Origin of the sequence: Glaciecola petra (assembly GCF_031846345.1) — a bacterium.
GTDB lineage: Bacteria > Pseudomonadota > Gammaproteobacteria > Enterobacterales > Alteromonadaceae > Glaciecola > Glaciecola petra.
In genome coordinates this window covers 378,087-400,393 of record NZ_JAVRHX010000002.1, presented here as the reverse complement: position 1 = coordinate 400,393, position 22,307 = coordinate 378,087, and the positions used below count along the sequence as shown (strand labels likewise).

19 protein-coding genes are annotated in these 22,307 nt (G+C 39.2%); 9 read left to right on the top strand and 10 right to left on the bottom strand.

The window, feature by feature from the left end; translation table 11 throughout:
• Nucleotides 1-27: 27 nt before the first annotated feature.
• Nucleotides 28-1,464: a S41 family peptidase gene (locus tag RM552_RS09605; RefSeq protein WP_311368614.1), complete on the bottom strand. Its 1,437-nt coding sequence runs from the start codon at nucleotides 1,462-1,464 to the stop codon at nucleotides 28-30.
• Between the two features lie 112 nt (nucleotides 1,465-1,576).
• Here RM552_RS09605 and RM552_RS09600 point away from each other — a divergent pair, with 112 nt between their 5' ends.
• The gene (locus tag RM552_RS09600) at nucleotides 1,577-2,809 is read left to right on the top strand and encodes a winged helix-turn-helix domain-containing protein (protein ID WP_311368613.1); all 1,233 of its coding nucleotides are present in this window, start codon (nucleotides 1,577-1,579) and stop codon (nucleotides 2,807-2,809) included.
• Nucleotides 2,810-2,832: 23 nt separating this feature from the next.
• Here RM552_RS09600 and tusA read toward each other — a convergent pair whose 3' ends face one another.
• The 3 genes from tusA to rph form a co-directional block, all read right to left on the bottom strand.
• Nucleotides 2,833-3,084: a sulfurtransferase TusA gene (gene tusA / locus RM552_RS09595; RefSeq protein WP_311368612.1), complete on the bottom strand. Its 252-nt coding sequence runs from the start codon at nucleotides 3,082-3,084 to the stop codon at nucleotides 2,833-2,835.
• Nucleotides 3,085-3,107: 23 nt separating this feature from the next.
• Nucleotides 3,108-3,749, bottom strand: coding sequence for an orotate phosphoribosyltransferase (gene pyrE / locus RM552_RS09590; protein WP_311368611.1), 642 nt, complete (start codon nucleotides 3,747-3,749; stop codon nucleotides 3,108-3,110).
• A 76-nt stretch (nucleotides 3,750-3,825) separates the two neighbouring features.
• Nucleotides 3,826-4,539 (bottom strand): ribonuclease PH, encoded by a 714-nt coding sequence (rph, locus tag RM552_RS09585; RefSeq protein WP_311368610.1) that lies wholly within the window; start codon nucleotides 4,537-4,539, stop codon nucleotides 3,826-3,828.
• Nucleotides 4,540-4,765: 226 nt separating this feature from the next.
• On the opposite strand from rph, the gene RM552_RS09580 reads away from it, so the two are divergent.
• The 3 genes from RM552_RS09580 (at nucleotide 4,766) to RM552_RS09570 (ending at nucleotide 7,966) form a co-directional block, all read left to right on the top strand.
• Complete coding sequence (locus tag RM552_RS09580; protein ID WP_311368609.1) at nucleotides 4,766-5,629, top strand: YicC/YloC family endoribonuclease; 864 nt, start codon at nucleotides 4,766-4,768, stop codon at nucleotides 5,627-5,629.
• 247 nt (nucleotides 5,630-5,876) lie between these two features.
• Nucleotides 5,877-6,872, top strand: a complete 996-nt coding sequence (locus RM552_RS09575) for a GGDEF domain-containing protein (protein WP_311368608.1) — start codon at nucleotides 5,877-5,879, stop codon at nucleotides 6,870-6,872.
• A gap of 137 nt (nucleotides 6,873-7,009) precedes the next feature.
• Nucleotides 7,010-7,966, top strand: a complete 957-nt coding sequence (locus RM552_RS09570) for an alpha/beta fold hydrolase (RefSeq protein WP_311368607.1) — start codon at nucleotides 7,010-7,012, stop codon at nucleotides 7,964-7,966.
• A gap of 22 nt (nucleotides 7,967-7,988) precedes the next feature.
• Here the strand turns inward: RM552_RS09570 and RM552_RS09565 are convergent, their stop codons facing one another.
• Nucleotides 7,989-9,545 (bottom strand): methyl-accepting chemotaxis protein, encoded by a 1,557-nt coding sequence (locus RM552_RS09565; RefSeq protein ID WP_311368606.1) that lies wholly within the window; start codon nucleotides 9,543-9,545, stop codon nucleotides 7,989-7,991.
• A gap of 74 nt (nucleotides 9,546-9,619) precedes the next feature.
• Between RM552_RS09565 and RM552_RS09560 the strand changes: the two genes are divergently transcribed.
• Nucleotides 9,620-10,882 (top strand): ABC transporter substrate-binding protein, encoded by a 1,263-nt coding sequence (locus tag RM552_RS09560; RefSeq protein ID WP_311368605.1) that lies wholly within the window; start codon nucleotides 9,620-9,622, stop codon nucleotides 10,880-10,882.
• A 65-nt stretch (nucleotides 10,883-10,947) separates the two neighbouring features.
• On the opposite strand, the gene RM552_RS09555 is transcribed toward RM552_RS09560, so the two are convergent.
• Entirely contained in the window at nucleotides 10,948-11,379 is a 432-nt protein-coding gene (locus RM552_RS09555; protein ID WP_311368604.1) for a hypothetical protein, read from the bottom strand.
• A 187-nt stretch (nucleotides 11,380-11,566) separates the two neighbouring features.
• Here RM552_RS09555 and RM552_RS09550 point away from each other — a divergent pair, with 187 nt between their 5' ends.
• The 3 genes from RM552_RS09550 to RM552_RS09540 all read left to right on the top strand — a co-directional run bounded on the left by RM552_RS09550 (nucleotide 11,567) and on the right by RM552_RS09540 (nucleotide 17,089).
• Nucleotides 11,567-13,699: a hypothetical protein gene (locus RM552_RS09550; protein ID WP_311368603.1), complete on the top strand. Its 2,133-nt coding sequence runs from the start codon at nucleotides 11,567-11,569 to the stop codon at nucleotides 13,697-13,699.
• Nucleotides 13,700-13,760: 61 nt separating this feature from the next.
• Nucleotides 13,761-14,972 (top strand): SWIM zinc finger family protein, encoded by a 1,212-nt coding sequence (locus RM552_RS09545; RefSeq protein ID WP_311368602.1) that lies wholly within the window; start codon nucleotides 13,761-13,763, stop codon nucleotides 14,970-14,972.
• Nucleotides 14,973-15,103: 131 nt separating this feature from the next.
• Nucleotides 15,104-17,089 carry a putative bifunctional diguanylate cyclase/phosphodiesterase gene (locus RM552_RS09540; protein ID WP_311368601.1) on the top strand — a complete coding sequence of 662 codons (1,986 nt, stop codon included), beginning with the start codon at nucleotides 15,104-15,106 and terminating at the stop codon, nucleotides 17,087-17,089.
• A 36-nt stretch (nucleotides 17,090-17,125) separates the two neighbouring features.
• Here RM552_RS09540 and RM552_RS09535 read toward each other — a convergent pair whose 3' ends face one another.
• From RM552_RS09535 to RM552_RS09525, 3 genes are all read right to left on the bottom strand, one after another.
• Nucleotides 17,126-18,385, bottom strand: coding sequence for an HD-GYP domain-containing protein (locus RM552_RS09535; RefSeq protein WP_311368600.1), 1,260 nt, complete (start codon nucleotides 18,383-18,385; stop codon nucleotides 17,126-17,128).
• A gap of 156 nt (nucleotides 18,386-18,541) precedes the next feature.
• Nucleotides 18,542-19,324, bottom strand: a complete 783-nt coding sequence (locus RM552_RS09530) for a delta-class carbonic anhydrase (protein ID WP_311368599.1) — start codon at nucleotides 19,322-19,324, stop codon at nucleotides 18,542-18,544.
• A gap of 124 nt (nucleotides 19,325-19,448) precedes the next feature.
• A complete protein-coding gene (locus RM552_RS09525; RefSeq protein ID WP_311368598.1) occupies nucleotides 19,449-20,045 on the bottom strand; it encodes a glutathione S-transferase family protein in 597 nt (198 codons plus the stop codon).
• A 228-nt stretch (nucleotides 20,046-20,273) separates the two neighbouring features.
• Here RM552_RS09525 and RM552_RS09520 point away from each other — a divergent pair, with 228 nt between their 5' ends.
• The gene (locus RM552_RS09520; protein ID WP_311368597.1) at nucleotides 20,274-21,932 is read left to right on the top strand and encodes an amidase; all 1,659 of its coding nucleotides are present in this window, start codon (nucleotides 20,274-20,276) and stop codon (nucleotides 21,930-21,932) included.
• Nucleotides 21,933-22,002: 70 nt separating this feature from the next.
• Here RM552_RS09520 and RM552_RS09515 read toward each other — a convergent pair whose 3' ends face one another.
• A complete protein-coding gene (locus RM552_RS09515; protein ID WP_311368596.1) occupies nucleotides 22,003-22,293 on the bottom strand; it encodes a high-potential iron-sulfur protein in 291 nt (96 codons plus the stop codon).
• Between the last annotated feature and the right edge of the window lie 14 nt (nucleotides 22,294-22,307).

Here is a 22,307-nt window from a genome sequence, read left to right as displayed (position 1 = left end):
GAACGGCTCTTAGCGCCACTATAATGGTTAGTTTGACAAAATCTTTCTAACTGCAGCATCTATCGTAACTTCAGACAATATAATATCGGGGTGCACCGGGCCAGCAATAGTATCGCCTGAAGGTCTAATTATATGGGCTTTTGGAAATCCTACTTTGATTTTGCTATGGGTTAGTGTAAACGTCTCCATCGAGGCATAGGTAGTGGCATAATCTACGCTTGATTCTCCAATTACAGTGCCAAAACCATAGTCTTTGACAATAGCGGCCAACGAAACGGCATTAGAATAGCTGGTGCGATCAATAAGGACATAAACATCCCCATTAAATCGTTTACCCTTGTTGGGTAATACTTCTTCAACCTCAAAATCGAAGTTACTGCCAGGTGGATTGGCTTTATACGCCTCTGCAAGTTGTTGTGATATTGCATCCGTGCCTTGGGCACTTGTATCAAGTCGACGTTTATTAGATTGTTCAGCATGAAAACTTGACCGTATTAAAAAGCTTGAGGCAAATTTGAAAGGCTTGTCTGCAAACCATGCAATTAAAGGATCACTGAACGAGTTTGTTCCACCTGGGTTATTCCGAACATCAATCAGTAATTTAGTCACATCATTTTCGTTGAAATACCCAAAAGCTTCATCTATAAAATTTACAAAAGCCACATTATTCCATACATCCGTAGGTGTTTCTGCATTGTAAAAAGGGCCAGGCTTTATATATGCTACAGCCTTCGATAATATGCGATAGTCACGTAACTTAGGGGCATCGTTTGATGTGCTTTTAGCGTTTTGATCAATTCGATTTTGCAGTGTTTCACGAGAGATGAATAAAATTTCCCGAGTAATTTCCTTTCCGTTTAGAAGCGCAGTAATCTTTACACGTTCTTGTATGGTGCTCATATTATGAAAGTGCAACCATAAGTATTGTGGTAACTGAAACTCCAAAAGTGACGCTGCTATAGCGGGAGTATCAGCAGAAATGTATTGATGTAATTTCTTAAGCCAATCGCTTACTGGGATTTGATTTATTGTTAAAATTTGTGTCCCTTTAGGTAAGCTATGCGATGAATAATCTTCTGCAACAAACCAGTTTTTATCTTGTATTTCTACGTAAATCGGAAATGATTTACCCCCCTTATTTCGAAAGTATTCATATGCAGAAGTTGGAAAAGCAATATTGGCATGTGCAATCTCCCCAAAAGCAACAAATGTCTGAAACAAAATATGCGCTTGTATTTGGGTAAGTGGTTGTTTGAGTTTTTTGGCTATTTGGGCGTACTTATTGTCATACTCTTCTCGTGTCACGTTAGCAAAAAGGTTGATATGTGACGCTTTGAGATCATCGTAAAGTTGTGTAAAATCTTCCTGTAATTGTTGGGCAGAAATAACTGTTTGCGTGGTGTTTGACGCAAACGTAGGTAAATGAACTAAGATGCTTAATAGCAATAAAATAAATGTTTTCATAATTGTAAGTATTAATGTTTGTGGGATATTTTAAGGCTCTCATTTGAATCACCAGTTGGCCATGTCCAAACACTCTTTTTTACCTGACAAAAACCTGACAAACGGTTAATTAATGAAAAAAATCAGTAATAACAAAGAGATGCCTATACAATTCGGCGATTGGGAATTCATTCCATCTGAACGCTTACTTTACAATACTATCAGTAGCAAGTCTTCGAACTTAGAGCCCAAAATCAGTGAGTTGTTGCGTTTATTACTAGCAGCGGATGGTGCCGTACTATCTAGAGAATCATTGATTGATAGCTTGTGGCCAAATACTATAGTCAGCGAAGATACACTTGCCAGAACTGTATCAAGGTTAAGGTCTCAACTATCTGATTCTGCTAATGACCCGATTTATATTAAGACTATCCCCAAAAGTGGCTATCAATTTTTAGTCTCTGCAAAAAGCTCAGAAAACATAATAAAACTGCCTAGCACAAGCTTTGTGCTGGTGCTGATTATTGTTGTAAGTGTGCTAGTGAGCATTTTATTTTGGATAGTTGGATACACAAATGACGATTCGACTGTTTCTACAATGTTAGACCGCGCAGACAGTTTATATATGGAATTTGACGAACAAAGCAACGAGTCTGCGCTTGCACTTTATGAAAAAGTGTTAAACAAACAAAGCAATAATGCGAGAGCAAATGCTGGGGTTGCCAATGCTCTTGTGCAACGCGTGATTCGTTGGCCGAATGAAAACTATAGTGTAGAGATTTCGGGCATATCTTTGACTTCAGCTTTATCATCAGGGCAGCTTAATACGCCAGATGCTAAGCTAATGTTAGAACGAGCAAGGCTCATTGCTGAAAAAGCAGTCAGAGAATCACCCTATGATGTTCAAGCGCTAAAATCTTTAGGCTTTGTATATTCAGCAGAAGGGAATATTAGTCGGGCAATTGACGTGTACCGCAAAGCAATTGAAATTGACAAACATGCTTGGCGCTCATTGATCAATCTTGGTGAGCTTTATGCGCTGGCCGAAAATGATGAAGCAGCGCTAGCCACATTCATCAATGCCTATGATGCAATGCAACAAAAGTTTATTGAAGAACCGCAACATGTAGGACCATGGCAACCCGAACTTGGCTTGGCAATCGCTAACCGATATAAAGTAGTTGGTAATGAAGACAGTGCACAACTATGGGCTAATAAGGTGCTCGAGCTAGTGCCGTTTGAGCGCAAAGCGTCTACATTATTAGTTGAGTCACTCAAACGAAGCGGTAAGCATCAAGAAGCAACAAGGTTTTGTCAAAACTATGCTAAAAAGCTTGAGCCTATATTACCTTGCACCAACATATAAACTTGTAAATTTTTACATTATAGTTAGTTTGGTTTCTCGACCAGCCCTTTGCGAATAAAATAAACATAAGGCATCTGCTCAGTGTCACTATGCAATAAAGTATGCTGCATAAACCGACAAAAGCTAGGAATATCGCGAGTAGTTGCTGGATCGTCGGCGATAATTTTGAGCACTTCACCGTCTTCCATCTTTCGTACTTGCAAGCGCACCATCATGACCGGTTCAGGACAACGTAACCCAAGTGCGTCTAATTCGTGATGTGCCTCAATTGACATGCCACATTTCTCTATTCACCAACTTAAATACCGTATTTTTCACGATAACGATTAATAGACTTAATCGCTTCGGTGTTGTCTTGATGGGTAGATAAATACTCAACTACATCAGCCAAAGTCACAATCGAAAATACCTTTGTGCTGTAGTCGCGCTCAACCTCTTGGATAGCAGAAAGCTCACCGGTGCCTTTTTCTTGCCTGTCGAGGGCAATCAATACGCCCGCCAAACTCGCTTTGTTCGCTTCAATAATCTGCATCGACTCTCTAATGGCGGTACCTGCAGTGATCACATCGTCAACCAACATAACGCGACCTTTCAGTTCAGAACCAACTAAAGTCCCTCCCTCGCCATGTTTTTTTGCTTCCTTTCGGTTAAAACAAAATGGAATATCTTCACCATAGTAATTAGACATGGCAATAGCGGTTGCGGTGGCAACGGGAATACCTTTGTAAGCTGGGCCAAACAAAACGTCAAATTCAACGCCTTCGTTAGTTAAAGCTTTTGCATAAAAGCGGCCCAAAGTCTCTAAATCTTTACCCGTATTAAATAAACCAGCATTGAAAAAATAGGGACTAATGCGGCCTGATTTCAGCTCAAATTCACCAAAGCGCAATACCTTGCGCTTGATCGCAAAAGAAACAAATTCGCGTTTATAATCTTTCATTTTTTGCCTTTCGTGGTTGTTTCTATTTGAAATATTCTTCTTGTTATGTCGTATTGTGTGATTGACTTGACAATATTTAGTTCAGCGCAGTCCGCTGAATATCAAATAACTCTTTTATGCCCACACGAGCTAATTCTAGCATCTCTTGTAACTCGTCAAACGAGAAAGGGTCGCCTTCAGCCGTACCCTGTACTTCGATCAGTTTGCCAGTGTCGGTCATTACCACATTCATGTCGGTTTCTGCGTCAGCGTCTTCTAAGTATTCCAAATCGGCGATAGGCACGCCCTTATAAATACCCACTGAAATTGCACCTATCATATGTTTAAGTGGGTTATTTTTCAAAATACCTTTAGTGCGCATCCAGCTTAGCGCGTCGACTAATGCCACACACGCACCAGTGATAGAAGCAGTACGTGTGCCACCATCAGCTTGAATAACATCACAATCAACCGTAATCGTGTTTTCGCCAAGCATTTTCAAATCAACAGCGGCACGTAAAGAACGCGCAATTAGGCGCTGGATTTCAAGTGTTCGACCGCCTTGCTTTCCGCGCGCGGCTTCGCGATCTGAGCGAGTATGAGTAGCCCTTGGCAACATGCTGTATTCTGCAGTTATCCAACCTTTACCTTGACCTTTCATAAAACGCGGCACGCCCTCTTGTACACTCGCGTTGCAGAGCACTTTCGTATTCCCAAACTCAATTAAAACCGAGCCTTCTGCGTGACAAGTGAAGTTTCGGGTAATGGTGACCGGGCGAATTTGACTCGCGGTACGATTGCTTGGGCGCATAGCGTGTAGCTCCTAACTAAATGAATAATTGATGCAAAAGTGCAATGACTAGCCTTTCGCTTAAGGCGCGCATTATAGCCTAATAGATCCAAAGATTACATGTGCTAAAGGCCTGTAATGTTGGGTTTATGCGTTGTTTAAAGCATTAAACACATAAGTCTTTCAAGCAAAGAGAAAAAACTTAAGGTAGAATTCACGCGGAAAAGCATAAACAGGAAGCAACAACATGATTTACAGTATGACCGGATTCGCGCGCAAAGAACTAAAAGCAGAATGGGGCACCGCTGTATGGGAAATACGCTCGGTTAACCAGCGTTATCTTGAAACTTTTTATCGCATACCTGAAAACTTCCGAGCACTTGAGCCGAGCCTTCGCGACCGCTTACGCAAAAAGCTCAATCGTGGCAAAGTAGAATGCGGATTACGCATTAACTTTAACGAGTCGAATGTAGGCGAGCTAAAACTCAACGAAGACTTGGCTAATCAACTTATTAAAGCCGCCAGATGGACTCAATCAGCTGGAGCCGACGGACTTGTGAACCCTGCTGATATTCTGCGCTGGCCTGGCGTAATGGCGACTGAAGAAGCCGATATGGACAGCATTCAAAAAGAATTAATCGATCTTTTTGACGCGACACTTCAAGACTTTATCGCCTCGCGTGCTAGCGAAGGTGAAAACATGAAAGCCCTTATCGAACAGCGCTTAAATGCTATTGCTGAGCAAGCAAACCAAGTTCAAGCCCACATGCCAGAAATACTCGAGTGGCAAAAAGATCGCATACGCACCAAGTTTAGCGAAGCCAAAATTGAGCTCGACGACAACCGCGTAGAGCAAGAAATGATCCTCATCGCCCAAAAATCTGACGTGGCCGAAGAGCTCGACCGCCTGCATTCGCACATTAGCGAAACTAACAAGATTTTGAAAAAAGGCGGCGCAGTTGGGCGCAGACTAGACTTTATGATGCAAGAATTTAATCGTGAAGCGAATACGCTGGGGTCAAAGTCGATTAACTCGCAAGTAACGCAGAGTGCCGTTGAGTTAAAGGTGCTGATTGAGCAAATGCGTGAGCAGATCCAGAATATAGAGTGATCATAGAGCCAGAGTTCTTGAAAAACATTTCTGAAAAGATTTTGAATTAGTAGGTGAAAACACGATAGTTATAACAAAATGTTTAAAAAACCATGAATCTTAAATTAACACCATATCTGATTAAATATTCGCATAAAAAAGCGATAAACAAACCCTAAAGAAAAGGCTCAAATTAGCGATATAAAGAGAGACGAAAACAAGACTCCATGGAGTCTGTTACATTGCTCTTGGGATCTAGCCAGCTTACATGTTTCGAACACAACCCGCACAAAACTCTACTGAGTTTAAATCTGACTTTTTGATTAGGTCGACATTTGGCGTGTCGCTTGTGTCTAGTCTATTACTTTTTCCCTTGTGTATTAATAGCTTTATCGATGGTCGTAATTTTGATGGAGCATTTGGTTTATTTACATGTTGTTTATTTGTAATCAATGCGATTGCTTGCCATCGTGGTAGATATTTCTACTGGTTAAATATTGTCGGCGTTGTGCCCGCATTTATATTGGGCTCAGCAAACGGTTTATTTTCTTTAGGTGTGATGGGCTCGTATTGGCCCGCTTTGTGTTTGTTTGGTATCTACTTTATTTTGCCCTTTAAAGTAGCAAAATTTGTCAACGTTATTTTTCTTATCATTATTTTTGCTGCTGCTTATCACACTCTAGAAAATGAGATGTTTTTCCGCTTTATCGTTTCGTTGACAGCGGTTAGCTTTTTTATATTTTTGTCGATGAAAGAAGTTACATACTCACAAAACGTATTGAAAAAGCAAGCGATGACAGACCCTCTCACCGGTGCTTTAAACAGAGTGGATTTGCCTCAAAGCTTACAAAACGCAATTGATGAGTGTAAAAAATATCAAACAGATGCGACGCTTTGTGTACTCGATATTGATCACTTTAAACGGATTAATGATGAATATGGTCATGACATGGGTGACAAAGTGCTTGTTGATTTGTCCAAACATATTCAGAGTTTAATTAGCTCAAAAGATACATTGTTTAGAGTAGGTGGCGAAGAGTTTGTCATTTTAATGCGAAACACTAGCTTGTTAGAAGGCAAGCTTACCGCCGATGCTCTTAGGGACACCATCAAGAGCCTCAATATGCTCGAAAACAAAGTAATCACGGTTAGCATCGGTGTAACCCAGTTAAAACCTGAATACACATGGAAGCAATGGATGAAACAAAGTGATGAAAAACTTTATTTTGCGAAAGAAGAAGGCCGCGACAGAATAGTGGCTTAATTTCACCATACCAGCTAAGCGCCTTGCTAGTTTTTGTGATCAGACTTACAATTTTATCTCTAATTGAAATTACATTTTACTGCGTATATAAAAAGACGTAACTTGCACTTTATTGTGCATAAAACCATAGGCCATAAATGCAAACACTCTTAAAACTAATCGGCTTATTATTAGCCCTGTCGTGCATAGCAATTGCTGGGTTTATGTGGATATATAACGAACCCGATCGTCCAGTTGTTGAACTAGTTGAACGGTGGACCGACGAACATTCACAGTTTATCAATATTGACGGTATGCAAGTGCATGTGAATGATCAAGGGCCTAAATCTGACCCGGTGCCGCTATTGTTGCTTCATGGTACCAGTGCATCTTTGCATACTTGGAATGGCTGGGTAGACGAAATTAAAAAACAGTCTCCACAGCCACGCCGAATTGTTCGTTTTGATATGCAGGCTTTTGGCCTTACAGGCCCGCACCCCAATAATGACTATAGCATTCAAAGCTATGCCAATACCGTACGCGCAGTGATGGATGCACTCAACATTGAAAAGGCAATTATCGCTGGAAATTCTTTAGGTGGTTACGTTGCGTGGGCGACGGCGGTCATTTTTCCTGAACGAGTCGACAGGCTCATTTTGATTGATGCTAGTGGTTTGCCTTTTAAAGCAAAATCGATACCCCTAGCCTTTAAAATAGCAAGTAGCCCTGTTATGAGCGCGATATTAGGGAATACTTTACCGCGTTTTGTCATTCGACAAAGTATTGAAAATGTATATAGCGATAACAGCAAAATAAGTGATGACTTGGTTAAGCGTTACTTTGAATTAACCTTGCGTGAAGGTAATAGAGACGCGCTGGAACAACGTTTTAAACAAACGCAAGCGAACGATTTTGCAAAGCGCGTTAGTGAGATTAAACAACCTACGCTCATATTATGGGGTGAGTATGACAATTTAATTCCAGTGGCACTAGGTGACGAGTTTAATCAACTCATTCCCAATAGTGAATTAATTGTATTTGGAAAACTTGGTCATGTGCCGCAGGAGGAAGACCCCTACCAAACAGTAAAAAACATTTTATCATTTATAGATTGAGTAAAGCGCCGACAATAATTGATTAAAACAACTCATCGTCTTCGCTGTTAATATCTTCACCAACCTTAAACCCTTCGACTAACTCGAAGACTTCATGGCTCATATTTACTATTTCTTGGTTAACGTCATAACTTTGCTTAGCAACTTGTAAAGTTTGAGCGTTAGTATCTCGAATAATTTCAATATTAGCCCTTATACCTTGTAAGTTATTCTTTTGTTTCTCTGTGTCTTGAGCAATTAGCTGGGCACCTTTTTGATTGCCTTTAACAGATTGATGTATCTCTTCAAATTGGGTTGCAGCGGTATTCACTGATTCTACGTTAGCAGCTACCATTTTTTGGCCTTCTTGCATTAGATGCAGTGTTTCTTTTGAATGCTTTTGAAGGGTATCAATAATGTCGGTGATTTGCCCGGTAGATACTTGCGTTCTCTGAGCTAGGGTTCTTACTTCATCTGCAACTACCGCAAAACCTCTGCCTTGCTCACCCGCTCTCGCTGCTTCAATGGCTGCATTTAAAGCTAGTAGATTAGTTTGGTCCGCTATATCTTTAATTACTTGAATTACGGTATCGATAGATTGCGCATGGTTTTCTAACAATTCTGTTTTACTTGTTGACGACTCCATATTGGTCGCCAACGATTGAATAAGTTGTGCAGAGCTACGCACTTTATCGACGCCTTGAGTGGCTAAATCGCTAGTGTCGGCTGTGGTTTTTGATGTTGTATCTGCTTGTTCTGCCACCTCTTGCGCGGTTTCGTCTAAATTCGCGACGGAATTTAAAATACTATCTACTTGCTGATTAAGTGATTCAACTTGCTGATTTAGTCTGTCAACATTGTATTGGCTAGCTTGTGCACTGCCATCTAGCGTTCTGGCAACGGTAACTACTTTTATAATGACTGAATGAACATGCTCAATAAAACTATTTACGTAAGTACCAAGCTTACCCAGTTCATCGTCTCTTACGATGTTTAAACGTTTGGTTAAATCGCCTCCGCCATTGGCAATGTCTTTTAAGCGCAAATTAATTGTATCAAGGGGCTGCAAGAAAATTTTATCAATTAAAAAGCCTAAAATTATTATTAGTGCAATACCTAACAAAACAATTTGAATAATTGAATTAACTAAGGTGGAAACAAGCGCATCACCAAGCCCTTTTGAACTAAAAATAAGTTCAATTTTACCTGCTTCTAGAGCCTCACCTTGATCAATAAATTCAATACTTCTTTGCAAGCTTAAAAAAATGTCACCCGAAAACCTTTCAGCACTTAATCCTTGCGTCCCTTCATCCCAATATCTTTCAAACAAGAGTTCATTCTCGCGATTATAGGCTTTAACACCTACCAAGGCGTTTGTTCCAAGCTCTGCAATTGCTACACTTTCAGAACTTGCAACATTATAGTTCCACATAGAATCAATTAATGTTACGCCCATTCTTGTCGATGTATTGTTTGCTGCTACCGTCATTTTTTCGTGCAAATTAATTTGTTCAATTGTGGCGATAACAACTTGTGAAAAGATTAAAACGAGCGTAACCACTGCAAATGAAGTGAAACTGAGTTTTTTTCTAAGGTTCATGTTTACTCCGTAAGTAAATGTAAATGACGACTCAAACACATCATATTTCTAACTTAATTTGGGGACTTTTATAAATGTTAAAATATCCTGCTTTGTTGATACTTAACGGCATCATTTTTATAATGCTAAGCACTAATGTTACATTTAGTCCAATTGCGAAAGCTGAAACAGTTGAAATTGCAGTATTGTCGACCTCTAGCCAACAAAGAGCTGTTTATGCAAAACATGAAAAAAACCTCAAACTAAGCCACCCAAACATTCAGCTAAATATCAAATTTTTGTCAGATACAGATTTCAAGCAAGATTTAAACCAATGGTTGAACAAGGGTTCAGGCCCTGATATTTTGACTTGGCAAGGTGGCCAACGTCTTTTTCAATTGGTGAAAAAAGACCAAGTAAAAGACCTCACGAGTTTTTGGGATAAACATGATTTAAATAGTCGATTTAGTGCTGGAGCTATTGATGCTATATCTGTCGATAATTCGAGGTACGGTGTACCTGCTTCTTATTATCAGTGGGGCCTTTATTATCGTGAATCGCTTTTTGAAAGTTTGAATATTACAGCCCCAACAACATGGGACGAACTTATTACTGTCTGCAAAGTGATGCTTCAAAACGACATTACACCTATTACTATTGGTGCTGCAAATAAATGGACGTCAGCAGCTTGGTTTGACTATTTGAACTTGAGAATAAATGGGCTTACTTTTCACCAAGAGTTACTTGTTGGGGAGCATTCGTTCAATTCAAAGCAAGTACGAGCAGTTTTTAGCAAATGGAAAGAGTTGCTAGATAGCGGGTGTTTTACTGACCGCTTTAATGGCTGGGATTGGACTCAAGCGATGCCATTTTTGTATCATAAAATGGCAGGCATGACCTTAATCGGAAACTTTTTTGCCAGCAGTTTACCGCAAACTTTAAAAGATGATTTTCGTTTTGCGCCTTTCCCCATTATTGAGAAAAATATTCCCCGATACGAAGAGGCTCCACTTGATCTGATGATGGTGCCAAATTATGCGCAGCTAAGTGATGATGTTGAAACTGTTTTGCTATCATTGACAAGCAATGCGTTTTTAAGCGAACTAAATAATGCTTCAAGTATGATTTCTCCTGTTACAGACAATGTCGCAAGCGAAGATTATTTCACTAATGAAGGTCAAAAACTATTGCAAGAGGCGAAAGGGCTTTCTCAATTTTTTGACCGCGACACAAATGCCGAGATGGCCAGCGCAGCTACTATTATTTTCACTGATTTTATGGGTCACAAAGATATTGATGAAGCAATAGCTGAGCTTGAAGACGCTCGCAAGCGTTATTTGATTGCTCAGTCTATGTGATCAAAACTATTCCTTGCATAGCATATTTTTACTAAACAATTAGAAGTAAGACACATGTTAATGCGCTAGGCGCTTGATGCTGGGTTTTTATCTAAACGATGATTTTCGAACATTTCCAAAGCGGCTTTTAACATACTGATAATACTAACACCGGTCACCACCATACCAAGCGCAATTTGACTTAAAATAGTGCTGAAAGTAAACAGCATACCCATAATGCCCATCACAACAAAAAACATGGCGAGAAGACCCAATAAAGTCAAAAATAATTTACCTTTTCTGGGGCTCTGCCAAACTTTTAACGAAGCTTTATTTTGTGTTTTACTGGTATCTTGTAAGGTCGAGAAACTCACAGACAAGCCCATAAAAACAAGCGCCAAATTAAATGAAACAAATACTTCTTCAAAGTCGTTGAACAATGGGGTGACGACAAAATAAATCATGACCAACAACAGCGGGTACTGCAAATAAGATATAGCGTGAAAGAAATTTTTCATATCAATCCTTTTTAACAATAACGCTACTACTTTTTAGCGATGCATTCTTAGATACTAAGCAACTTCGAATTAATTTTCCAGCCACAGAGTGGCTCTTTTAGTCAAGCTGATGAAGTCTGCTTGCATCTTATCATCTTTTTTCAGACACTTAAGTATGACATTTTGATTGATTTGGCTAATTAATAAATTGAGCTTATTAAGAAAACTACTACTGTTACTCGCGCTTGTACTGCTAAGTTACGTAGTGTTTTCTGTTTATTTTTATTCTGCTGACCGCGCTTTTACAAACACCACAACTAGTAATATAGAAATAACAGAATCACCCAATTATGAAGTGCTAACACCCAGCACACAGGCAACTGAATTAAATAATGAAGCGCTAACTAGTCAATGTAGCGGATTTCAAACAGCACTTGAATCTATCTATCCAAACTCTGAGAGTTTACGGCAGGCTCATCTTAACTTGGTTGAACAATGGATCCTTAAAAATAGTGACCTGAGCACGCAAGTTAGGGACAAAATTGCCGCAAGCATAGGGCTTCAATATGCTTATCGAGATATCGAATTTGTAAGGCATTTGCGCTTGCCTATCAATATAGATCTTGCTGCACAACAACCCGAGACTATTATCAATACCAAAACAGCTATGGATATATTATTTACCAATAGAGGGAAAAGCCTAGATAATATTAGAGAAAAATTAAAACCAATTGTTGCTTCTGCTATTGGCAATAGGCTGCAAATTCAAATGCGAAATGAGAGCAGAACATTTTTTGGGGCTATGTTGGAAAGAGACAGAAAACGTGACAACGCTAAATACCTTAACGCTTTGCTAGACGCAGGTTACAAAATAAAGTTACTCGAATTAACCGAGTTTATAGTAAGTTCGTTTAGCAAGGATGAGAACATTAAGCAGTTAACCCTTAATGCCTATACCGACGACTTAAATTATCGCTTTTCTGCCCCTGATTCAGCACACACTATGACTTTAGTGTTGTTTAGTTTACACCACGAAGAAGCCGAATTAGCCGATTACTTTTTGTCGCAAGGAGTAGACTTTAATACTGATATTAATTTAAGACACGATTTAACTCAAAAAATACCCTATTTCCCAATAAGTGCGAGTGCTAATTTAGCGCTGGAAAATTTACTTAATGCTGGGGTGTTTTTGTTTACATCAGCAGCAGATAATAAGTATCTTGAAGTTGACGTAGTCAACACTGAATCTACCAATAAGCGCTATGAACAAGAACGTGGACGCCCTCCGTTAGGAGGTGAAACCTCACTTTTAGATAACTTAGTAGAACGTTTTGGCGAATCAAAAGCCAAGGCAATGATGGCACGACAAACACAAACTGATTTGCTATCAGAAGACGAGCGAAACAAAGCAAACACAATATTAAATACCTTTTTAAGGTCTGCCATAAACCTACTTCCGCAAAGCTTGCAAGTTCAAAGGCAAGCGTGCGACCTTGATTATGCAAAGGCTTTGTTTTCACTTCAGCAAACACTTTACAAAAAAGATCTTAATCGCCTTTATAAAGCTTTAGAGACCTGGAATGATGACGTAAACTTTTTAGTAATAGACCGCTACAGCGCTTTAGAGCCTGAAATAGTAAGTTCCTTAATGAGTAAGGGTTCATATGCCGCAAAACAAGCTTTGGAAGAACATGTCCAACGTAAAAGTATCACAAGGGTAAGAAATCAGGCAGAGCAATTTGATTCACGAACGGTGTTTTCTGAGCTTGACAGAATTGTTGAATCCCAAGGCATTGATGAAGTGTTTGTTTACTTAAGAAATGCTGAAGATATCCCAGAAGAATATAGACAGTCACTTTTATGGAATCTACAGATTAGTCTAGATCAAAAAATAACCGACTTTGAATCTTTTCTTTCAAGCAACCCGGCGACAAATTTTGCTCGCATGGTGGATTTAATTGGGGCTAATCGCGCAAGTGAATTGGTTTTATTTGCTGAAAATAACGTTAATCTAAATTATACAGAAGAGGCGGGCCGCAATTTGCTGTGGCATGCGGTTAAAAGTAATGCAAAAACAAGTTTCGATTTTTTAATAGCAAACAATGTGCAATTGCAGCCACCCGAGGTAATAGGTTTTGACGCCTTAGATGTTGCCTTAGACAATGTCAGAACACAAAACACCGACTTTTATTTTGTAGATAAATTACTGAGCAGTGGATTCAACATTAAATCAAGCCATGTTGAGTTACTGAGAGATTTGGCAAAAAATCATTATGATAAAATTGCGAATATTTTTGAACAATACGATATACCGCTTGATCAAGATGCTACCAACGAATGAAGGCTTGCAAAACGAAAGTATCATATTACACTCAAATCATATTTGATTGTAGGTATCGCCCTTGCCAAAAGACTCTATAAACACTTACCCCAAAAGTGCCTACCTTATAGACATGGACGCCATCAAAAGAAAGGTTGGAACAGCGACCTTTGAAGAAGGTGTTGCCTTGGCCGCAACATTGGATGTAATCGCAAACATCCAATTTATTGTAGAGTCTGATAAAAAGCTTGTTGCGGTGATAGAAGATGGTCATTTTTATATTGTTAATCTGTATAACTTACAAGGCAATATAGAAGGTGCATGCAATTGTGAAAAATCGGAAAACTTTGATTTTTGCATTCACTGTGTCGCGCTTTGTATATTTGCAAATGAACAAAATAAACGCCTAAGTAAAATGCAGCAAGGGGACAGCAAGGAGCGCATCCAAGCATATATCAACACTATGCCTCGAAATGAGCTAGAAGATGAATTATTTAAGCTCATGACGTTAGATACAGAACAACAACTAAAGTACTTAGCGCTAGCAGATATAAAGCATGAACAAATTGATTCGGCACTATTAAAAAAATTAGTGGTGAAAGCCATGCCGTTAAAAAACATTCGTCAGCAAACAAAAGTAAAAACTTACTTTGAGAAAGCCAACTTAAAAATAAACGACCTTATCTCGGTCTTTCATTTGTTGCCCGATAATGCCGCTTTTTCTATGGCGGAGTTTATGCTGTGGCGCTATGACACAATTATGATGAAAATTGAAGATGCTTACAAATATCGTCTAGAAAGCCTTAACGTTTTAAAACTCAATTTATTTCATTGCTTTAAACAAGTGACTTGGCCAACACAAAAAAAAGCAGAGTATTTATATGCGTTGCACTCAAGTGAGTTTGTACATGTCGACTTTGACGATATTTCGGGCCAATTTATTGACCCTGATGACACGCTATTGTCAAAGCAATACCATCAACTGCTCATCGCTCATTTAGAGGCAAATGGCCTACAAAAAAGCAAATCCACTAACAAGCTAAGTCCCGCTCAAGTAAGGATGATAAATAGCATTGCGAACTACTATTTTGCTACTAGAAATGCTGAACAAGCCATCAAATTTTTAGCGTTTACCAGTAATTCGTTTACTTCTTGCATCAATACAATTGAAAAGTGCATTGAGCATTCATTATTTGATTACATTCCGGTATTTTTGGATAAGGCCCAAAGCCTAGCTAAACAAGATAAGCAAATATCACAACTAACTGAATTACGTAGAAAATTAACAAGTTAAATCTAACTATTTGCAAAGTCTAGCCGATAATATACTATCTACATTTAAGTAAAACGCAAATACTACACGTGAAAGCACTTCATTACACAAGAATCATTAATGGGCTATTAATATGCTCATGCCTGATAATATTGTCGTACTTTGCCAACTTATTTGAAACTAGGATTGATTTACTCAATCAAAGTCAGCATATCCTTGTTGATAAATTGACCATTGGTAAGGCTATTGGTAGCCTTGAAACCAAGAACGGAAAATATATTGTTGGTTGTAGCATGCCAGGTTCACAAGATGTTGATTTTTGTGGCATACAAATCGAACTAACTAATGACAGCACTAAAGGTATCGACCTAAGTTCGTTCACTGAAATTGATTTTAAATTTAAGACATCAGCGCCGATTTCAGACCCCAAGATGAAACTAACCTTCAGAAACTATAATGATAATTATTCTGTTCCCGATGATTTAGTCTCGCAAAAATACAACTCTATCATTGTTACCGCAAACGATACTCGCCAATCAACAGTGCCAATAAGCTACTTGCATGTTGAAACTTGGTGGATTAACGAGCGTAAAATTGCAATATCTGACTCGCAAGTTGATGTTGGAAATGTAAGTAAAATTGATATTTTGCATCATGACACTAAAACCGGTGGTGATTATATATTTGAACTTAACGCGCTGGTATTAAAAGGCCAATATTTTTCTTTAACGCAATTACTTATTATCAACTCCGTGATTTGGATATTGGTTATTAGTTTGCTAATTGTAAAACAACGCCAACATTTAATTGAACAAGCAACTAAAGATAGACTAACCGGTTTAACTAATCGCAGAGGCTTACAAGATTGGATAGATGCCAACCATCCAAGTATTACTAATCCCGTGGATTTTTCACTTATTTATATAGATTTAGATGACTTTAAAAAGATCAACGACACATATGGGCATAAAGTAGGTGACCTGCTTTTAAAAGAGTTTAGTAAAAAAACGAGGCATGTTCTGCGAGCTGAGCAATACGACAACGTTGATTGTTTATTTGTGAGGATGTCGGGTGATGAATTTATTATTTTATTAAAAACCATTGATATACAAATATGCGTGAAAATCGTTGATGATCTCTTTCACGAATTGACTAGGCCAATTGACCTAGAAGACAGCAAATTTTCTGTCAGCTTAAGTATAGGTATATCGACAGGAACTGCGATAAGTGGTGACCTAAAATTACTCTTTGAAGAGGGTGATATGGCAATGTATTTGGCTAAAAAGACGGGTAAAAATCAGTTCAAGGTTTATAGAGACAATATTGACGATCCGTTTTTTAGACGCAAGCAGCTAGCACGAGAAATTTCGTCTGCAATAGAAAATAATGAATTTGAACTAAGTTTCATGCCTACTTTTCATGCCGACACAAAACGTGTGAATTCGGTAGAAGTATTGTTAAACGTGAATAATGCCGAACTTAAGAAGCTTAGCTCCACAGAAATGACCGATATTGCAGAAGAGTTTAATCTCATTAACACTATAAACACTTGGGTAATTGCCACAACCTTCAAAAACCTCAGTGAAAACCGCAAATTGATTGAGAGTTTGAACATAATATTTAGTATAAATATTTCTACGCTAGACCTGCAAATGTCTAATACGATTGATTATATCAGCCAACAACTGTACAAAAACCAAATTGATGCTAGCTGGATTGAATTCGAAATAAGTGAAGCTGCTGGCATTGTTGACCAAGAGAGAACGCTGCAGTCATTACACCAACTAAAAAGTATGGGGTTTAAACTCGCGATCGATAATTTTGGTAATGGCTTCACTGCATTTGAGCACTTAAGCGCTTATCCAATTCAAAAAATTAAAATCAACCGAAGCTTCGTAGAAGCAATCAAGAATAACGATACTAAACTTATGGTGTATATTGCAGCTATAATGGATATTGCTGGCGCGCATGCTTTAGAAGTAACCGCCAGTGGAGTTGAAAATTTAGACCAGTTCTATTACCTCAAAGATAAAGGATGTCGCTATGTACAAGGGCATCTATTTTCTGAGCCACATAGTTTTCAGGGACTCATTAAAAGCTTAAGCGGTCAAGGTTTGTCCCGCGAAATCGAAGTCTAGTTCAATAACCACCCTTAAATACCAAAACGACAGGGATTAGAGTCCTACAACTCTATCGAGACTTAAATCAAACTCTTTGGCAAGGACCGGCTTGCTGATTTTCAATGAATTATGTTGGGTACTCAAATTAATAGTTTGAGCAGGTAAATAATGCTTACCCGTAATACTATAAAATACTTTTACTTCTGGCGAATTCGGTTTTTTTGAATTGGATTGCGTTACCAATGCAATTCGATTGTTTGACAGTGCAACAAGGCTTCCGACAGGATAAATTCCAAGGCATCGTATAAATTTCATCACCAGCTTTTGGTCATAACCGTTAGCCTGATTACTTAGTACTTTCATCGCTGCTGCGGGGCTCATAGCATCGCGATAGGGCCTTTCTGAAGTGAGCGAAGTATAACAATCTGCAATAGCTAGCAGACGACTGAATTTTTGAATTTTTGCACCAACAAACCCATTTGGGTAACCTTTTCCATGCAATCGTTCATGATGTTGTTCAATAGCTAATAGCATTTCACTATCTAGATTTAGCGGTGCCAACAACTCTAAAGAATGTTGAACATGTTCTTCTACTTTTTTACGCTCGTCTTCACCAAGTGAGCCACTTTTTTGAACAATTGTTTTAGGTACCTTGACCATACCAATATCAAATAAATAACCTAATAAGCCGAGTCGTTTGCAATCTTCTTGAGACATACCTAATTGCTGTGCAACAAAGCACATAAGTATAGAAACGCGAGAAGCATGCTCTGCTAAATATGAGTGAGACTGCAATATTGTCGACATACATAAAAGAGCATTGGAGTTTTTCTGTAAACTATCGTGCATCTCACCCACCATGCGTTGAGCTGAACTAAAATCTAAGTTCAACCCAATTTTCGCGTCAGCGGCGTAGCCCTTGTGTATAGCGAATCCTTGTTTGAGTAAAACTGTGGCTTGCTCGAGTTCAATCTCTAAGTCACCTGATGCTATTTTGTTATCATGCTTGTCTAGATTTTGCTCTTGCTGAGCAGCTATACCCGACTCTTCTTCCTCATCTTCAAACAAGTCGTATGCGGGCATGTGGTTTTCGGCTTCAGGTTTTACATTATCTTCGGTTTTAGGCAGCTCAACAATCACTGACCTGACTCCGTTAATACTTAATTGCTCAAGCACACTCTTATGTTTTAGCCTACCTTTCTTTTTAACGACTAGCTTTCCAGCTTGCTCTCCAATTTGATGGATCATCATGCCAATTTTTACATCTTCGAGTGGAATTGTTTCCAAATTAAGTTGGGGGTTTATAACCGACATAATCACTAATATTTTATCTGCGAGTAGCTTTTTATCGGCACCTTTCGAACAATACTAAAGCGAAAAAAAGATTCCTTTTATAACCAAGGTCACATAAAAAACCAGCCTAATGGCTGGTTCTTAGTAATGTAAAAATAAAGGCGTTAAGCCGATATTTTAATGGATATGAGAGAGTAAACGTTTGTCAGTTACCAACTCGCGAACACCATGCGCTTTCTTTTCATCAAACTCATTGCTTTCGCACCATGTTTGTAAACTATTGATATCTAGTTTTGCGCACTGTGGACGCACCGACCAGCTCACTTGCAGAGGTGAACAAGCTTGCTCTGTAAAGCTAGGGCCTGTCGTTGAACCCAAAAACTCCACAGGCGCACCCGTCGTGTTTGGAATCATTTCTGCTTGATGATACCCATTCACTTGGTTTCCATCGTAGTCCATGTCGTCAAAGCTCATCGCGTTAGCATCATTTACAAGCGTGAATACTTGGGTTTCTACACGAAGGTTTGGGTTGGCGCATGCATCCGACAAGCATGAGCCTAAACCTGGCCCTGGTGCAACATCACATGAAGTATGCACCCAATGCATTTCGATAGTATCACCTGGTTTCAAGCCACCGCACACTTTACCTTCTGGCGCTTTTAGCTCAGCTTTGCTTAACTCTTTAGAGATACCACAAGCATAACCGCCACCATAACCATTATCGCCTTTCCCTACATAAATTGAGAAGTCCTTCGCTTTGTGTTCTGCCGCGTTATGGAAATGAATATTACATAAATTCATCTGTTGCGCAGGCGGTGCCATGGAGAAAATCACTTTATTCTCGCCACCAAGCGCATCTATATCACGAGGCGTCTGAGGGCCGTAACCTTCGCAAACATCTTGAGCAACAGTGGAGAAACTAGCAACGACTAACAAGCCACTTAACATAACCTTTTTCATCTTCGATCCTTACTTTGCTAAATTAAAAACATACTAATAAAATTTTGTATGATAAGAATTACGCAAGACAAGATTAAAAGTTTGTTAACAATTAGAATTTTTAATCTATAAAATAATTTTTTAATTACATTTTGATATATAAAGGATGTTGTTTAATACGCTCACACCAAGCACTTACATACTCATAATTCTCAAGTGTAAAGCCGCCTTCGTGAGCAACATGCGTATAAGCAAACAAGGTAATATCTGCTGTTGTCAGACTAGAGCTTACCAAATATTCGGTTTTTTTGAGCTGTTCGTTCATGATCCTTAGCGCTTTGTTGCCGCCAATTTGTTTCTCGACATACTCTGCTTTTCTGTTTTCAGGTAAACCCAAGTACTTGTTGATAAAACGAGCAACCGCAATGTAAGGTTCGTGACTGTATTGTTCGAAAAACTGCCATTGTTGCACCAAACTTAAGAGGTAAGGATCGTTAGGAAGTAAGTGACTATCTGTAGCGAGAAAATTGATAATGGCGTTTGATTCACTCAATACTTTTTCGTCGGCGGTCACTAAAAGTGGAATTTTACCATTTGGATTTAGCGCCAAAAAGGCTTCACTTTGGGTTTCTTTTGCCAGAATATCGACATCAATCCACTCATAAGAAATGCGCAACAATTCGCATGTGAGCTGCACTTTGTAACAATTACCCGATTTTTTATCCCCGTAAATCTTGACCACAACTACACCTCTTTTTTATTTATTTGAAGCAAAGCCATTTAAGTTAGCGTCACCATTCTTGATTTTATAATACCAGAAGCCTTAAAAGGCTATACTGTCGCCAAAGCTATGTTTACTAATTTATCAATGCGCAATTTGATTTGCTAATAAATATTGAACTCTGGATAATGAAGTTATCAAAACGGCAGGCAAAACACGCCGTAGCATCAACGGATAAATAAAGTAAACATGATGAAACTCTCTATAGCAACACCAAAATTACTTCAACACATCTATAAATGTAGGCCACTTTTAATTTTATTGGGGATAACCTTGGGCTCTATTAGCCTAGCAAGTGCAAACGTTGAACATAATGCAAACTGGCTTGTGGGATTGCCAGCACACGAACAAGCAAAGCTTATTGCCAAACAAACCATAAGGTCTGAAGAACTGGTTGTTGCTTATTTGAATCGAATTGAAAAAATGGATAGAAAAGGGCCGCGTGTTCAAGCAATGCTATCGTTAAATGAAAATGCCATTGCAGAAGCAAAACAAAAAGACAAAGAAGTCCAAGAAGGCGGCACCCTTGGAAGACTGCACGGTGTTGTTGTGGTAGTGAAAGACAATATTGATACAAGTGAATTACCAACTACAGCAGGCTCTATGGCGTTAATCGCTAACAACACTAAACGCGACGCACCAATTATTGCAAAACTTAAAGCTGAAGGTGCCGTCATTCTTGGCAAAACTAACTTATCTGAATGGGCTAACTTTAGAGATGACGATTCGATTAGCGGTTGGAGCGCTGTTGGCGGTCAAACTCGTAACCCACATAGTTTAGACCGCACACCTTGTGGATCGTCTTCAGGCTCAGGGGCAGCAATCGCCGCTCAATTTGCTTCTCTCGCTATTGGCACCGAAACCAATGGGTCGGTTATTTGCCCTAGCACTATGAATGGCATAGTTGGCGTAAAACCAACTGTTGGTTTGTTGTCGCGTACACACATCGTGCCTATTTCTGTCACACAAGACACGGCTGGCCCCATGACTCGCAATGTCAAAGATGCCGCTTTAATGCTGACGATTATGGCAGGAAGCGACAAAAACGATCCCGCTACTCTCCATGCCGATTCAAAAAAGCAAAATTATGTTGATTTATTGGAGGCACCCTTAAAAGGCAAAAGAGTCGGGGTGTTGCGCAGCACGCAAAGTAAACATCCCGATATAATTGCAAAGTTTAACGAAGCATTAAAAGTGCTCGAGTCACAAGGCGTTACGCTAGTTGACATTAACGAGTTAAAAACACCCGACAAGTTTTGGGATAAGTCTTTAAAAGTGCTATTAATTGAATTTAAACACGAACTTAACAAATACTTGGCGAGTACGCCCAAGTCAGTGAGCACCCGCAACCTGCAAGCACTTATTGATTTTAACAATAAAACTCCTCGTCAATTGGTTTTATTTGGACAATCTTTATTTATTGATGCCCAATCTACAGAAGGTTATAACGAAGAGTATGAAGCCCTTGTTGAGTTTTTAAGACAAGCCACAAGAACCAATGGAATAGATCGGATGCTAAGGGAAAATAATCTCGACTTTTTAGTATCACCTTCACAAACACCTGCCTTTTTAATTGATGCGGTTTTTGGTGATAGTTTTCCTGGCGGATTTGCTGGAGCTGGCTGGATGGCTGCAATTGCAGGTTACCCTCACGTAAGCGTGCCAATGGGCGACATGAGAGGCTTACCATTGGGTTTGAGCTTTATAGGTAAAGCTTTTGACGACGGCGTGCTGTTAAATGCTGCTTTTCAATACGAACAAGCCAGTAAAAAAATACTAACACCTAGCTTTGCTCAAGGTCCATATGACCATGCGAGTTTGCAAGAAGCAACAAAGGCACTTAAATAACAAACAAAAAACGGGGCTGTTCATCTAGCCCCGTTTTTATTTTAATATTACGTTTTCGTTTTAAAACGAATTAACCTTTTTTCGCCCAAGCTGTGCACCAGCCTTTAGCAGCAACAACTTTACCAGGGAAAATTTGACAAGGTCTCCACGCTTCGCCTTCGCCACCCTGAATAAACATGCAGTTTTCGCAGTATTGTCCTTCTACTTTTGATTCGTGCACATATTTAAGCGCAACCGCTGTTGGATCGGATTCAGCTAGTTTCTCTTGGGCATTAGCACGCAATGCAACACCACCAACCGTTAAGCCAATAAGACTGGATCCCGTTAGCTTTAAAAAATTACGACGATTTACTGATTTCATTTCATGTTTCCTTT

What these genes read in the sequence shown, in the direction of transcription:
- RM552_RS09605 (WP_311368614.1), bottom strand. Translation starts at nt 1,464, where the DNA reads ATGAAAACATTTATTTTATTGCTATTAAGCATCTTAGTTCATTTACCT.
- RM552_RS09600 (WP_311368613.1), top strand. Translation starts at nt 1,577, where the DNA reads ATGAAAAAAATCAGTAATAACAAAGAGATGCCTATACAATTCGGCGAT.
- tusA (WP_311368612.1), bottom strand. Translation starts at nt 3,084, where the DNA reads ATGTCAATTGAGGCACATCACGAATTAGACGCACTTGGGTTACGTTGT.
- pyrE (WP_311368611.1), bottom strand. Translation starts at nt 3,749, where the DNA reads ATGAAAGATTATAAACGCGAATTTGTTTCTTTTGCGATCAAGCGCAAG.
- rph (WP_311368610.1), bottom strand. Translation starts at nt 4,539, where the DNA reads ATGCGCCCAAGCAATCGTACCGCGAGTCAAATTCGCCCGGTCACCATT.
- RM552_RS09580 (WP_311368609.1), top strand. Translation starts at nt 4,766, where the DNA reads ATGATTTACAGTATGACCGGATTCGCGCGCAAAGAACTAAAAGCAGAA.
- RM552_RS09575 (WP_311368608.1), top strand. Translation starts at nt 5,877, where the DNA reads ATGTTTCGAACACAACCCGCACAAAACTCTACTGAGTTTAAATCTGAC.
- RM552_RS09570 (WP_311368607.1), top strand. Translation starts at nt 7,010, where the DNA reads ATGCAAACACTCTTAAAACTAATCGGCTTATTATTAGCCCTGTCGTGC.
- RM552_RS09565 (WP_311368606.1), bottom strand. Translation starts at nt 9,545, where the DNA reads ATGAACCTTAGAAAAAAACTCAGTTTCACTTCATTTGCAGTGGTTACG.
- RM552_RS09560 (WP_311368605.1), top strand. Translation starts at nt 9,620, where the DNA reads ATGTTAAAATATCCTGCTTTGTTGATACTTAACGGCATCATTTTTATA.
- RM552_RS09555 (WP_311368604.1), bottom strand. Translation starts at nt 11,379, where the DNA reads ATGAAAAATTTCTTTCACGCTATATCTTATTTGCAGTACCCGCTGTTG.
- RM552_RS09535 (WP_311368600.1), bottom strand. Translation starts at nt 18,385, where the DNA reads ATGTCGGTTATAAACCCCCAACTTAATTTGGAAACAATTCCACTCGAA.
- RM552_RS09530 (WP_311368599.1), bottom strand. Translation starts at nt 19,324, where the DNA reads ATGAAAAAGGTTATGTTAAGTGGCTTGTTAGTCGTTGCTAGTTTCTCC.
- RM552_RS09520 (WP_311368597.1), top strand. Translation starts at nt 20,274, where the DNA reads ATGATGAAACTCTCTATAGCAACACCAAAATTACTTCAACACATCTAT.
- RM552_RS09515 (WP_311368596.1), bottom strand. Translation starts at nt 22,293, where the DNA reads ATGAAATCAGTAAATCGTCGTAATTTTTTAAAGCTAACGGGATCCAGT.